Below are 13,858 nucleotides of genomic sequence, written 5' to 3'. Positions count from 1 at the left end.
CACACGTCCCTGTTTTACGGCTGCGCCTGCGGTTGCACCGCGGCTGGATCAAGCGGCTGATAAGGATGCAGAACAGTGTCGCGCTGCTCGCCCAGCACCCAGGCGAAGCCCGAATACATCACCACCAGGCAGACCAGCGTGAACAGCACCACCATCCACGCCGGCACGATGCGCACCAGGTTGCGGCGCTGGTCGTTGAGGCCTTCCCAGTGCGGCGACAACTCGCGCGGCACGTCGCCGCGCAACTGACGGATCTGCCGGTACAAGGCGTCGCGGATGCCTTCAAGCTCAAGCATGCCGCGTGCCTGTACGCGGTACTTGCCCTCGAAACCTAGGGACAGGCACAGGTACATCAGTTCGAGCATCGGCAGGTGCTTGACCGGGTTTTTCGACAGCCGATCGAGCAGCTGGAAAAACTTCTCGCCGCCGAAGGTTTCGTTGTGGAAGCTGCTCAGCAGGCTCATCTGCGACCACTCGCTTTCGTTGCCCCACGGGGTGGTCACGACAGCCTCGTCAACCACGGTGCAGAGCACGTAACGCGCGGCCATCACCTGGCTGCTTTCAGCGCCGTTGTGCAGGGCGCGTACTTCGAACAACTTGAGCCCGGCGGTCAGCCGCTCATTGAGCGCGTACAGATCTTCGCGGGTCTCGCTGTGCTTGAGGCGCACCACTTCCGAAAGCAGGTCGGAGGAGGCCGCGACCAGCGAGTTGAGGCTGATATTGAACGCCTCCGCCGGACGCAGGCGCGCGGCGTAGATCATGCGTTCTTCCAGTTGCTCGAAACGCGGCGGCGCGGCGAAGTCGGTCAGCGGACTCGATGCCGGTCCGTGGCCCTGACGGTCGAGCAGGACGGTTTTGTCGTCCTGGTTGTAATCCGTTTCCTTGATCATGTCGGTCAGTTCCTGATGGCCCAGAATTTCAGTTCAAGCTCGGCGAATTCGCCGGACACGTGGAACGCGAAACCGCCGGAGCGCTCGAGTTGTGCCAGGTCTTCGGAACTGAGTTCGAGGATGAAATAGGTTTTGTTCGAGTGGAACGCGATCTGCCGTGGGGCCACCGGCAACGGTTTGACCTTGATCCCCGGCAAGTGCAGGTTGACCAGTTGGCGGATGCGCTCCACCGGGCCGACCTTGAGGTGCTGCGGCAAGCGCTGACGCAGTTCTTCGGAGTCGCAGTTGGCACTGGCTGCGAGCACGAACGAGGCCGAGCCGAGCAGTTTGTGGTCGTGCAACGGCGAGACGATGATGCCGTACTGACGCGCCTGCAGGATCAGTTCGATGGCGTGCTGCTCAAGCACCATCGACAGCACCTGACGGATCGCTTCCATCAGTTTGCGGAAGCTTGCGCCCTGATCGGCGTGGGAATAGCGGCTGTCCAGACGCGGGCGTTTGCTCTCGCCGGAGAAGGTCGCCAGATCGCCGAGCATGGTCAGCAGCGTGCGGTACAACTCTTCCGGGTGCACCTGCTCAAGCCCGAGGTAATGGCGCAGCAGCAGTTCGGTACGGTTGATCAGTTGCAGCATCATGAAGTCGCCGACTTCGGCGCCGCCGACCTTGCCGTTGGAGCGAATCCGCTCGGCAATGGTGTCGCCGCGGTGGCTGAGCATGCTGATGACTTCTTTCAGGCACGACAGCAGGTAGCTGGAGGCGTGGGCCTGAATGTAGGTCGGGACGAAATCCGGGTCGAGGCTGATCACGCCGTCGGGCGTGGTGTCGAGCACGTCGCAGATCTTCAGCTTCACGTAGGCCTGATCGCTCTGCTGCTCTCCGAGCAACAGTTTGAAATCCGGGCGCCCACAGCTGACCTGACTGGCGGAATCGTCACCGGCGTTGGAGTCGGCGACTTCGGCGTCATACGCGGTGTAGCGCGCGAGCACGTCGGATTGCTCCGGGCGACGGGCCTCGATGTGGTTGCCGGTGACCAGCGGCAGCGCCAGATAGATCGGCGTGTTGCCGGTGTTCGGCGGCACGTCCAGCGCCAGCGGCTCGGTGTTGCCACCGAGTTCGAACAGGCTGCCGTCCGGCAGAATCCCCGAGGCTTCACTGATCACCAGTTTGCCCATGTTGAGGAACTGCAAGTCGATTTCCAGATTGAGAAAACCCCAGGTGTAGCCACCGAGCAGCTGCGTGCGGGTTTTCATCTGGTGATCGTAATAACGATCGTTGTGCTGGAAGTGCTGCGGGCGCAGCAGCATGCCTTCCTGCCAAATGACTTTATGGGTGTTCATGATCAGTCATCCGCCTTGGCGAGCACTTGTTGGGTGTTGCGGATACCGGCCTGATCGAGGGTCAGATCAGCCTCGGTGAGTTCCAGCGGAGTGATCTGCACGGTGTGGCGCCATTGCGTATCCGGTAGGTCGCGATAGGCCGCAAGGATGCCCACGTAACGGCTGCCCTCCTCCACGCTGAGTTTCAGCTCCACGGTTTCACCCGGGCGCAGTTCGAGTTCTTCGCTGGCCACCAGATCCGGGTTGAGGGATTCCTTGGCGCGCTCGTAGAGGCTGAAGAAATCAGCGTTCTCGAAGGTCACCGGGTGCTTGAGTTCGAACAGGCGCACGACGATCGGCGACGGCCGACCGTTGAGGTCCGGGTTGAGCTGGTCGCTGCCGGTCAGCTTGAGGTTGATCTTGGTCACTTTCGAGTACGGCGACAGCGACGAGCAACCGGCGAGCAGCACCAGCACGGTGAGCGCAGTCAGCGTCTTGAAAAAAGCGGTCGAGCGGCGAGACATGCGCATCATCCTTGGTGGTCGGTGTGGAGGGTGGAGATCAGGCGGATCTGTTCTTCGTAAGCCTGAGCGAAGTCGCGGGCCAGCAGACGCTCGCTCCAGTCATCGTCCTGACGCAGTGCCTGGTGATAGCGGCCGAACGCTCTCCAGCGCCCGCCCGATGTCGCGATCAACGGTTTGTTGTCGCGCTCGAAACGCAGGGTCAGTTGCTCTGGCGAGAAGTGCTCCAGCGTGCCACGCACGGCGGCGCGACTGGCCGTCAGCAGAGCCACTTGATGCGCCTGCAAATCGCGGAATGCGCGGGAGATCGCTTGCTCGGCCGGCAGATGTCCGGGCTTGCTTGGCTGCAACAGAATCTGCAGCGCTTCGCTCGGATCGACGGCGAATTTCAGCGGGTTCTTGTTGGTGCCTTGCACGGTGGTCTGGGCCAGACGCAGCTCGTTTTTCAGCTCCGAGCGGGTACGCAGGCTCTGCTGCAAACCGCCGATGCTCTGGCGCAGCAGGCGCGCTGCGTTCAGCGCCAGCGCTTCACGTTCGTCGTGGCTGAGGGCTTTGACGTCGACGCCCAGCGCCGCGCCAAAGTGCTCCCAGAAACCTTCGCTCTGACGCTCGACGGCTTTCGGCGCAGGCGCCGGTTCAGGCTCGACCGGGGCGGCAATCAGCTCCGGGACCATCAGGCTTTCCATGTCGATGCGCGCGTAGTCGGCACGCTGACGGGAATCTTCCGGCTTGGCGGTGGGCGACAGCAGCTCGTCGATTTCCGAGTAGACGCGCTCTTGCTGTTCGAGGGCATTGAGCGGGTCGAGATCAAGGAACGCGTCGTCCGGAATGATGCTGCCAGCGGCGCGCGGACGGCCGACTTCGCCATCGAAGGTCGCCGGGTCACGGACCAGCCGCGCACGGATTTCGAAGTCGCCGAGAATGTAGGTGCTGCCGTGCTCGATGCGCACCGGCTCGCCCTTGTGCAGGCGTGCGCCGCTGCTGCCGTCCTGGACACCGTTGCTGCTGGTGTCGGTGAGGAAGAACGAGCCCTCGCGGTAACTGACAATCGCGTGGTGATTGGACAGGTGACGCTTGCGGTCAGGGATGATCCAGTCGCAGTCCTCGCCGCGCCCGATCACGCCACCGGCCTGTTTGAAGGTCCGCTGGCACAACTCGGTGGGCACGAACTGCTTGGTGTTCAGCATTTCGAAAACCAATTCCATGTTTGATGCTCCTTGCGGTCACTTGCCGCGATTGACCGCTTGCGGATCACCCAACGGGCGATAGTCGTTGTCGTTGAATTTGTAATTGCCGCTACAGCCGCCAAGGCCGCATAGAACGACGAGGGTCAGCAGGACAGCGTGCCAGTGACGAACAGACATCAGAGGGTCTCCAGGTGTAGACAAAGCACAAAGCGCCGGCCCTTGCGGGCGGCGCCGTTATTAGCGAATTCATTGTTTTGCGAGGCTCTGAACCGGGGCCTGGAGCCATGCCAGGGAGGAGCGACAACCTCCTGTGGCGAGGGAGCTTGCTCCCGCTGGGCTGCGAAGCGGCCCCAAAACCAGCCATCGCGGTGCTTCAGGACAATCGCGTTCACCGAGCTACGACTGCTGTGCAGCCGCGCGGGAGCCAGCTCCCTCGCCACAGGGAAGTTGTTCAGCTCAGGACACTTCTTCAGATCAACCATCGAAGTCTCCCAGATTGATGTTCAAGCGCCCCAGCCGATACAACAGCGTGCGTCGCGGCAGGCCCAGTTCGCGGGCGGCAAGGGTCTGGTTGCCATCGTTCTTGCGCAGGCAATCGAGGAGCAACGTGCGCTCGACCTGCTCCAGGCGTTCGCGCAGATTCAGGCCGCTGTTGTCCTCGGGCATCGGTTCCAGGCGCAGGGAAAAATGTTCGGCGAGCAACTCGCCACCCTCGCAGAGCAACACCGCGCGCTCGACCAGTGCCTTGAGTTCGCGAACGTTGCCAGGGAAGGTGTAACCGCTCAGATGCTCCAGCGCCGAGTCCGACCAGCGCACCGGATCACGCTGCAAAAACGTGCAGGTCTTCTCGGCGAAATGCCGGGCCAGATCGAGGATGTCGCCTTCGCGCTGACGCAGGGCCGGCAGCTCGATCGGGAACTGCGCGAGACGGTAGTACAAGTCCTCGCGGAACTTGCCTTCGCTGACCAGCACCGCCAGATCACGGTGCGTCGCGGCGATGATGCGCACGTCGATCTTGTGCGTGTCATTGGAACCCAGCGGACGGATCTCGCCTTCCTGCAGCACGCGCAGAATCTTCGCTTGCAGCGACAACGGCATGTCACCGATTTCATCGAGCAGCAACGTGCCGCCATTGGCCGCGTCGAACAACCCGGCGCGATCGCGATCGGCACCGGTGAAGGCGCCTTTGCGGTAGCCGAACAGCTCGCTTTCGAGCAGGTTTTCCGGAAACGCCGCGCAGTTCTGCACGATGAACGCCTGGGAGCGACGCGGGCCGCAATCGTGAATCGCCCGTGCCACCACTTCCTTGCCGGTTCCGGTCTCGCCCCGCAACAGCACGGTGTACGGGCTGTGCAGAACCTTGCTGATCAGCGAGTAGGTCTGGCGCATCGCCGCACTTTTACCGATCAGACCGTAGCCGCTGATGCTCGGCACACTGCGTGAAGCAGTAGCCGATTCGGCCGGTGGCTGACGCAGGCGTTGCAGCAGATGCAGTTGGCCGAGCACGAACGAACCGAGCTGGCCGAGGGAGTCGGCGAAACCCTGCAAGTCAGTGCGACGGCGACTGGCGCAGAGCAGCAAGCCCTCCACCGACTTGTGCTGATTGACCAGCGGCACGCACAACAGCGACTGCCACGGCGTGCTTGCCGCCGGCAGAAAACTGGTTTCGTGCAGGCTGCCGGCGAGGTCGTCGAGGCAGACCACGCGGTTCTGACACAGGGCGAACTGCAGCAGTTGCTCGCCGTTGTAATCGGCCGGCAGGCTCGCCGCCTGACGCGGTTGCAGCGCGCCGTCGAGGCACTCGGCGTTCATGCCCAGGCAAGTGTGGGTGGCGTCGAGCAGATACAGCTGGGTCAATTCGCAACCGCTCAGCTCGGCCAGGCCACGGACGAATTCACCCAGCAGCACAGCACTGTCCGCCGCCCGCGACAGACTGGCGAACTGCGCCAGCAACGCTTCGGCGTAGACCAGTGGCTGCGGCACCTGAGTGAACATCACGCCCACCTCAGACGAACTCGCAAGTCACGCTGGAGTTGCCGTCGAGCGTGGCATGCACACGCTTGAGGCTTTCGCCGGTCGCCATCGCGTCGAGCAGACGATCAGCCACCAGCGGCAGCACGTGCTGATCGAGCAGATGATCGATCAGGCGCGCGCCGCTTTCGCTTTGCGTGCAGCGCTCGGACAGGTGATCGACGAGGTTCTGGCACCAGCTGAATTCCAGCTGACGACGGCTCAGACGCTCGCCGAGACGGCCGAGTTTGATCTCGATCAGCTCGCGCAGCACCGGGCCGCCCACCGGGTAGTACGGCACCACTTTCATCCGCGCCAGCAGCGCCGGTTTGAAGTGTTTGCTGAGCACCGGGCGAATGGTTTCTTCGAGGACTTCGGCGGTCGGCCGTGCGTCGTTTTCGCAAAGGTCGCTGATCTTGTCGCTACCCAGGTTCGAGGTCATCAGGATCAACGTATTGCGGAAGTCGATTTCGCGACCTTCGCCATCGTTGGCCACGCCTTTGTCGAAGATCTGGTAGAACAGGTTGAGCACGTCCGGATCAGCCTTCTCGACTTCATCGAGCAACACCACCGAATACGGCTTCTGGCGCACGGCTTCGGTGAGCATGCCGCCCTCGCCGTAACCGACGTAGCCCGGTGGCGCACCGATCAGACGCGAGACGGTGTGCTTCTCCTGGAACTCGGACATGTTGATGGTGGTGATGAAACGGTCGCCACCGTACAGCAGATCAGCCAGGGCCAGCGCGGTTTCGGTCTTGCCGACGCCGCTCGGACCGACCAGCAGGAACACCCCGACCGGTGCATCCGGTTTGTTCAGACCTGCAGCGGTGGCGCGCATCGAGCGATCCAGCGCGTGCACGGCTTGTTCCTGACCGCGAATGCGCGTGCGCAGATCGGTGGCGAAACTGGCGACCTTGGCGTTGTGCTCGCGGGCCAGTTGCGCCAGTGGTACACCGGTCCAGGCGCTGATCACTTCGGCAACCAGACGCGGGCACACTTCGAAGCTGACCAGACGTTCTTTGACTTGCGCGGCAGTCAACGCGGCGTGGGTTTCATGCAGCTGGGCTTCCAACGCTTCGACGCTCTGGCCTTCTCCAACCTCGGCGACCACGGTTTCAATCACCGTGCCTTCGGCATCTTCTTCCACGCTGACGGTCGGCTCGACAGCGGCGGCTTCACGAGCCTTGGCCAGTTGCTGACGCAGTTCCAGCAGACGCTCGGCCAGTTCTTTCTGTTCGGTCCAGAGAGTTTCCAGCGCGACCATCTCGCTTTCGGCTTCGTCCAGACGCGCTTCCAGTGCCTCCAGCGCTTCGTGATCGATCAGCAGACCTGCCTCGGCATCGCGGCGCAGGGCCTGACGCTGACGGCCACCTTCAGCCAGTTCGCCACGCAGGCGCTCCAGACTTTCCGGGGCGGCGGCGAGGCTGATGCGCACGCGGGCGCACGCGGTGTCGAGGACGTCGACGGCCTTGTCCGGCAATTGCCGACCGGCCAGGTAACGCGCGGACAATTCAGCGGCGGACACCACCGCGTCATCGCGCAGGTAGATGCCGTGGCTCTTCTCGTAGACCTGAGCCAGACCACGCAGAATGGTCACCGCTTCGCTGACGGTCGGTTCGTGCAGTTGCACAGGCTGGAAACGACGGGCCAGCGCCGGGTCTTTCTCGAAGTATTTCTTGTACTCGGCCCAGGTGGTCGCGGCGATGGTGCGCAGTTCGCCACGGGCCAGCGCGGGTTTCAGCAGGTTGGCCGCGTCGGAACCGCCGGCATTACCGCCCGCGCCGATCAGGGTGTGAGCTTCGTCGATAAACAGAATGATCGGTTTTGGCGAGGCTTTGACCTCATCAATCACGCCTTTCAAACGACGCTCGAATTCACCTTTGACGCTGGCGCCGGCCTGCAACAGGCCCATGTCCAGCGACAGCAATTCAACGCCTTTGAGCACCTGCGGCACTTCACCGGCAGCGATGCGCGAGGCGAGGCCTTCGACGATGGCGGTCTTGCCGACACCGGCCTCACCGACGACGATCGGGTTGTTCTTGCGGCGCCGGGCGAGGATGTCGACCATCTGCCGAATCGCGCCGTCACGGCACAGCACCGGGTCGAGTTTGCCGTCGCGGGCCTGCTGAGTCAGGTTGTGGGTGAAGCGCTGCAACAGCGATTCGCCCTGCGCCGCCGGTTTGCCATTGGCCGCCGGTTGCTCCTGTTGCGACAGGGCAAATTCTTTCAGGCGATCAATGTTCAGTTTGGCGAGCAGCGGTTGATAGCGGCTGCCGGCATAGCGCATCGGGTTGCGCAGCAACGCCAGGATCAGCGCGGCGTCTTCGACTTGGGTCTGGCCCAGTTCGAGATTGGCCACCAGCAGTGCGTCTTGCAGCCACTGCACCAGCTCCGGGGCGAACACCGGGTTGCGCGAAGCGCTGTGTTCGACTCGCGATTGCAATGCAGCGGTCAGTTCACCGGCGTCGACGTCAGCATCTTGCAACGCGCGCGACAGCAAGCCGTTCGGCCGCTCGAGCAAGCCCAGCAGCAAGTCTTCGACGAGGATCTTGCTGCCGCCCCGGGCAACGCAACGCTCGGCCGAACGCTCCAGATCACGACGGGTTTCGGCGTCCAGCGCCTGGATGAGTTGTTGCAGGTCTACGTTGATCATGGCTCACGTCCTTAATGAATTTTGCTGCCCAGGGTCACCACGCCGTCCGCTTTTTCGCGGCCCAGCCAACTGGTCCAACCGAGGCGACAGGCGTTCTGCTCACCGATGCGCAGTTCGCGGATTTCTTCCTGGCGCAGGACCAGGCGAATGTCGTAGTCGAGCGGGTCACGCAGGGTGAACCGCACCAGCGCGCAGAGCGGCTGGTAGCCGAAACCGATCGGCAGGAATTCATGGAATCGCTGCCAGTCGAGTTCGGTGATGTGAATGCGGAATTTGCCGCTGCGATCGCGCACGTGCTCGCCCAGCACCAGGTCTTCACCGAGCATGCTGTTGGCGCGGCCCAAACGATTGCGCTGCTCGTCGAGAATTTCCACGCGGCGCTCGATGCACTGCTCGATGACCAGGTCTTCATGCTTGAAGTAGTAGCGCAGCACGGCTTCGATCAACGCCGCCGAGTGCGCTCGCAGACTGAGCAGGCCGAGGTACGGCAGCAGGCGTTTCCAGTTGAGTTCCTTGGCCTTGCGGATCTCGTCGCCGCCCAGGCCGATCAGCGCAAAAAGTTGCGCCGAGAAGGGATCGATCGCGCCGCTCTGGAAGCTCGCGCGGTAGCGGTACTTGCGCCAGATCGGCAGCATCAGTCGTTGCAGGCGATGGTGAAACAGGTCGAGGAAATTGCGCGTCGGGTTACCGTCTTCGCTGTCGCCCAGCGCCTGCTCGCCGTAGAACGCCGGCAGCGGCGAACCGGAGCCCACCAGGCCGATCAGGTTGAAGCGCATGCGCGCGCGCATCTTGCCGTGTTCCTCGAAAAACTCCACGCGATCAACGTCGCTGCGCGGAAAACCCAGACTCGGGTTGGCCTGGAACTCGACCTGGTCGTACAGATCGTCTTCGCTCAGATGCGGGTGTGCCTCGCGCAGCCGGTCGATCACCAGCAGCACGGCCTGAAACAGCGAGTACTCGCGTATTACCTTGGTCAGCCCGCTTAAAGCAGGGGCTGCAGGCCCATACGTGGTGTCCATTGGTACACCTCTCCCTGTGTGCTTTTTACCCGCAGCTCATGGAATGAATTGAGACTGGCGTAAAGCGCGAAAAACTCGTTGAGAACCGAAGCGAAGACGAACAGGTCGCCTTCGCCGATATAGCCTTCCGGGTCGATGGTCAGTTCGGTGCGCAAACCGCGCACCGGCAGACCGCGATGCAGTCGGTCGACGTGGTGATGCTTGATGTGCTTGAGGCCGCCGAGCAGGCGTTTGCTGACCTTTTCCGCGTGCTGGTCGTAGTAGCGCGGCAGGTCGTAGGTTTCCAGAATCACCTTCAACGCATTGACGTCCGCCAGCGACAGATAGTTGAGCGACATGTTGCTGATCAGCTTCCACAGGAAGTCGCGGTTCAGCGGCGGCGCGAAGCTCGACGTGGCCGGGGTGATATTGCGGAAGCTGAGGAATTCCGGGGTCTGCTCGCTGGCCATGCAGATGTCGCCGAGCTTGAGCTTTTTCGGCAGGTTCTGGTTGGTGCACATCAACTCGATCGACAGGGTTTCGTGGGCTTCGGTGTGGCGGATGCCGAAGCTCAGGTAAGTGTCGAGGCCGTCATGCAACAAGGACGAGCGCTGGCGAATGCTGTAATGCGGACGGCTGTTGGGCACGTCGAAACTCGGGTCGTGCTCGAAGGATTCGAACGGCACGTACTCCTGATAACCGAGGCCGCCGGGCTTCCAGCCGGTCACGGTTTCCACCGAGAACACACCGCAGTTTTCCAGATCGTATTCCGCCGGCAGCAGCAGGTATTCGTCCTGCTTGCCATCGAGACGGATCGGCAATGCGTCGTGCTCGAACAGATTAACGATCGGCGTGCAGAACAGCTTGACGTTATCCAGGGTCGGACGCATGCGCATGATGCCGCTCTTGCGAATGTCGAAACGCAATTCGAGGCCGCGCATCTGCTTGAGGGTGTCTTCCGGCAGCGCCTTGAGAATGTCCAGACCGTTGACGTCGACGAACAGGAACTTGTCCTGGAAGGCGAAGTATTCCTGCAGGTAGCGATAGCCACGGAAGGTATTCAGCGGATACGGAATCAACGCTTCTTCTTCGGCAAAGCCCACCGGTTTCACCCGGTCGCCGGGAATCTTGAACGCCATCGGCTTGCCGCTGACACCATCGATCGCCTTGCCGGCGCCGTCGAGCGGGATCAGCTCGATGCCGTCGAGGTTGCGCAGCAGGCTCAGATAAAGCATCTGGCTGATGTAGCGCTCGCCGGCAAAGTGCAGACGCAGTTTGCTCAGCTCCAGCTCACCAAGGTGGCCGTCGGCGCTCATTTCCAGACGCAGGCTGAGCAGCGAGCCGTCGCCTTTCACCGAGTAGTTCAGCGCAGCCAGATCCAGTGGCAGCACTTCGGTCGGGTAGCAGGTGCGGAAGCGGCAGCGCACGTCATCGATCGGCTTGCTCTCGATCGGCGTATCGCGCTCAACCAGCAGCGCCGGGCCGGAACGCTTGAGCGGATCAAACTGCAGAATGCTGAACGCCGGCAGCGGGCGCATGTAATTCGGCCACAGCAGCTGCATCAGCGAATGGCTGAGCTCCGGCAGTTCGTCATCGAGCTTCTGCCGCAGGCGCCCGGTGAGGAACGCAAAGCCTTCCAGCAACCGCTCTACATCCGGATCCCGCCCGGCCTGCCCCAGATACGGCGCCAGCGCCGGACTACGCTCGGCGAAACGGCGACCGAGCTGGCGCAGTGCGGTAAGTTCGCTTTGGTAGTAGTGGTTAAAGGACACGGGGTACCTGCCTGAAAAATGAACTCATAAAAAAAACGCTTCGCCACCGAAATGCCGGTTCATTTTTTACCGCCGCGTTCTGCGGCGCACCACGTGGCATGGTCAAGACGATCAAACGACGGGCATGTATTGGATTTGCGAATGAATACGTAAGGCGTTGCGGGCTCGTAGGAGAAGTAGTAATAGTTCTCCCCATCCTCGCCATAGATCCAGTAATTCGACGACCCCTCATTAATATCATAAGGCTCGAATGAAAAAATGGAGGATTGAGACGGAATAAAGTTAACACCATCCATCAACATCATGAGGGCATTTGGAAATACGTTTGTCAGTGAAACCAGAGCCACGGCAAGAATCGCGATAGACAGCTTCATGAGCTTGCGCCTACATACTTCATCATTTGAATAATATAATAGAGTCGCACTCATCACTTCACCTTCCTCGATTCCCATATCACCAACTTACCATCATTAGGGGACATCCCCCTTTTTTTGCAAGTCAGCGATTTTCGTGCGACTGGCACAATCGAGATTTCGAGAGAATCGCCAGTCTTCGACAGTCCAACTATCATCTCAAGCAGGTGTCTGGTTCAAATAAATACTTCCAATCACGTGCATAACCGGAATCATCATCACACACACGAACATCATGATTTTATGCATCTTCTTTTCCCTGACTCGCGAAAAAATCCCGGACAAGGCAACTACCAAGCAAATAATCGCTAAAGTGCCAAACAAATCGCTATCAGCCACTCCGGCCAAGTAACCTTGAATAGTCACTTATTGAACTCCATGAAATTCCATCGATAAAACAAAAAAATACTCAGAAAATCTTCGGCCATTGAGCCGGTGCTGAGATTTTTATAATTCCAACCTGCTCCGGCCTTTCGATAAAGCCCGGTCTCGATCAGCATGCCCGCGTACCCAGAGTTCTGCGGGTCAGCCATGTTTGAACCCATCCATTTCTGTATCGTTGTGACTGGACGAAAACTGGCACCAGAGGTATTTCCTTGGCGAATCTCAAGTTCCGTTTCTGTAATACGGACAACCATTTGAATGTGGTGCGCGAGATCACCTGGTCGATCCTTCGCCTGCGCTAGGATATCGCCAGGTGACAACCCTTCTACTGAATCCACTGCCAAGGTATTTTCACCGACTCGCTGCATGTCGGGAGCACCGTAAGTCAACATGACCATTTCACTGAATCCAAACATATTGGACGCATATCTGTCATGGTTCGCTGCGGTATAGTTCTCCATGTTACGGTAGGTCCGGACACCCGTTTTCAACTTGACTGGCAACCCACGCTTGGACGCGAACTCACACAACACCCTGAGTGCAAAATCTTCGCATGTAAATCTATTGTTAGCGACTGCGCCTTCTCTGTTCCAATACTTTTCATTGATCAAAGTTTCAGCAATCAATGGCGCATCATTGTGAAAGTCAGCAATGTCTGCATCAGTCCAAAAAGCCGTTGTTTTCCAAAAAACCTTATAGGTCACTTTTTTGGGAGTCTTGTCCGCTTTCGGAGTCAAGGCAATTGAGCGTGCCATTAACGTCGACAGAACTTCTGCACTCATAGTGCCGCTCCATCGATCGCCGCGTGGAAGTCGAAAGTTTCACCCTCATTTCCTCCGACTAACTCGGTTCTGCCCATTGCATCACTTTGACCGGCGATGACCTTCCCTTTGGATGTTGTAATTTGATAGGGAATATCGGACAGCGGATTTCCATCCTGGTCTTCCATAACCACATGCTGTGTATGTGAAAACAGCATCAGCGGCAACGGCGGCACAAACGGTGCCGGCGTATGCGAATTGCCAATAATCACCGTGCCGGATCCAGCCGTAACCTTGTTGCCATGGGTCCCCACCGAATCAACCGTCGCGGCAGGTTTGCCGTTGATCAACACAGTGGTCGCCAAACCGCCCGACATCGCACCACCACACGCCGAGGCATCGCCTTGGCGGGCGGCCGCGAGGCCGTCGAAGAATACGTCGCCGGAACCGGCGGCGATCGGGTTGGTGCCGTGGCCGGGGAGCGGGCAAGCGGTGGGGTCGGATACGCGTGCTGCGGGTTTGCCAGACATCGGGGATCTCCTTAAGTGACCTTGACTTGACCGCTGCCATCCAGGCGCGCGGAAAAACTGACCTGACGCTTGAAACCCTCGACTTCCAGCAGGCCTTCGATACTGAAGGCCAGGCGAAGCTGATCGTGATCACGCGGCAGGGAAATGACACGCACGTTGCTCAGGCGCGGCTCGTAGGCTTCGATGAAGTTTTCGATAGCCAGACGAGCCTGACTCAGGGAGTCGTGCAGGCTCAGGCGCATGTCATTGAGATCGGGCAACCCGTAGTCGGACAGCGTTTGCACGCTGCCGGCCCGGGTGCTGAGCATTTTGGCCAGATGGGCAGCCACTGACGCCATGGCACAAGCCTCAAGGCTGTTGCCCTTGCGTAGTTGTGCGTCGCCGTTGAGGCGTTCGAACAGGCTGCCGTATCCGTCCATGAGT

General features: G+C 60.4%; 14 protein-coding genes. All 14 read right to left on the bottom strand.

Annotated elements, in window-relative coordinates:
• Positions 1-14 precede the first annotated feature (14 nt).
• The 14 genes from icmH to tssE all read right to left on the bottom strand — a co-directional run bounded on the left by icmH (position 15) and on the right by tssE (position 13,854).
• A complete protein-coding gene (icmH, locus tag QRN33_RS07735) occupies positions 15-890 on the bottom strand; it encodes a type IVB secretion system protein IcmH/DotU (protein WP_064365130.1) in 876 nt (291 codons plus the stop codon).
• A gap of 5 nt (positions 891-895) precedes the next feature.
• Entirely contained in the window at positions 896-2,227 is a 1,332-nt protein-coding gene (gene tssK, locus QRN33_RS07730; protein ID WP_016772510.1) for a type VI secretion system baseplate subunit TssK, read from the bottom strand.
• Between the two features lie 2 nt (positions 2,228-2,229).
• Positions 2,230-2,730 carry a type VI secretion system lipoprotein TssJ gene (tssJ, locus tag QRN33_RS07725; protein ID WP_016772509.1) on the bottom strand — a complete coding sequence of 167 codons (501 nt, stop codon included), beginning with the start codon at positions 2,728-2,730 and terminating at the stop codon, positions 2,230-2,232.
• A gap of 5 nt (positions 2,731-2,735) precedes the next feature.
• Positions 2,736-3,932 carry a type VI secretion system-associated FHA domain protein TagH gene (gene tagH / locus QRN33_RS07720; RefSeq protein ID WP_042608095.1) on the bottom strand — a complete coding sequence of 399 codons (1,197 nt, stop codon included), beginning with the start codon at positions 3,930-3,932 and terminating at the stop codon, positions 2,736-2,738.
• An 18-nt stretch (positions 3,933-3,950) separates the two neighbouring features.
• The gene (locus tag QRN33_RS07715; protein ID WP_003229566.1) at positions 3,951-4,091 is read right to left on the bottom strand and encodes a hypothetical protein; all 141 of its coding nucleotides are present in this window, start codon (positions 4,089-4,091) and stop codon (positions 3,951-3,953) included.
• Between the two features lie 297 nt (positions 4,092-4,388).
• Positions 4,389-5,909, bottom strand: coding sequence for a sigma-54 interaction domain-containing protein (locus QRN33_RS07710; protein ID WP_123417709.1), 1,521 nt, complete (start codon positions 5,907-5,909; stop codon positions 4,389-4,391).
• Positions 5,910-5,919: 10 nt separating this feature from the next.
• Positions 5,920-8,577, bottom strand: coding sequence for a type VI secretion system ATPase TssH (gene tssH / locus QRN33_RS07705; RefSeq protein ID WP_285407861.1), 2,658 nt, complete (start codon positions 8,575-8,577; stop codon positions 5,920-5,922).
• 11 nt (positions 8,578-8,588) lie between these two features.
• The gene (gene tssG / locus QRN33_RS07700; protein WP_042608091.1) at positions 8,589-9,596 is read right to left on the bottom strand and encodes a type VI secretion system baseplate subunit TssG; all 1,008 of its coding nucleotides are present in this window, start codon (positions 9,594-9,596) and stop codon (positions 8,589-8,591) included.
• Positions 9,560-11,347: a type VI secretion system baseplate subunit TssF gene (gene tssF, locus QRN33_RS07695; protein WP_042608090.1), complete on the bottom strand. Its 1,788-nt coding sequence runs from the start codon at positions 11,345-11,347 to the stop codon at positions 9,560-9,562. The genes tssG and tssF overlap by 37 nt, the downstream gene beginning before the upstream one ends.
• 59 nt (positions 11,348-11,406) lie before the next feature.
• Entirely contained in the window at positions 11,407-11,721 is a 315-nt protein-coding gene (locus QRN33_RS07690) for a hypothetical protein (RefSeq protein WP_123417920.1), read from the bottom strand.
• 198 nt (positions 11,722-11,919) lie between these two features.
• On the bottom strand, positions 11,920-12,126 hold the full coding sequence (locus QRN33_RS07685; protein ID WP_259740476.1) for a hypothetical protein: 207 nt from the start codon (positions 12,124-12,126) through the stop codon (positions 11,920-11,922).
• Positions 12,123-12,926, bottom strand: a complete 804-nt coding sequence (locus QRN33_RS07680) for a hypothetical protein (protein ID WP_281925876.1) — start codon at positions 12,924-12,926, stop codon at positions 12,123-12,125. Before QRN33_RS07680 ends, QRN33_RS07685 begins: the two co-directional genes overlap by 4 nt.
• Complete coding sequence (locus tag QRN33_RS07675) at positions 12,923-13,435, bottom strand: PAAR domain-containing protein (RefSeq protein ID WP_123417706.1); 513 nt, start codon at positions 13,433-13,435, stop codon at positions 12,923-12,925. The genes QRN33_RS07680 and QRN33_RS07675 overlap by 4 nt, the downstream gene beginning before the upstream one ends.
• A gap of 11 nt (positions 13,436-13,446) precedes the next feature.
• Positions 13,447-13,854 carry a type VI secretion system baseplate subunit TssE gene (gene tssE / locus QRN33_RS07670; protein WP_123454704.1) on the bottom strand — a complete coding sequence of 136 codons (408 nt, stop codon included), beginning with the start codon at positions 13,852-13,854 and terminating at the stop codon, positions 13,447-13,449.
• Positions 13,855-13,858: the final 4 nt, after the last annotated feature.

It is taken from the genome of Pseudomonas sp. FR229a, from assembly GCF_030209115.1.
GTDB classification, from domain to species: Bacteria; Pseudomonadota; Gammaproteobacteria; order Pseudomonadales; family Pseudomonadaceae; genus Aquipseudomonas; species Aquipseudomonas moraviensis_A.
Note: the sequence above shows the minus strand (reverse complement) of the source record. Positions and strands in the feature narration are given on the sequence as shown.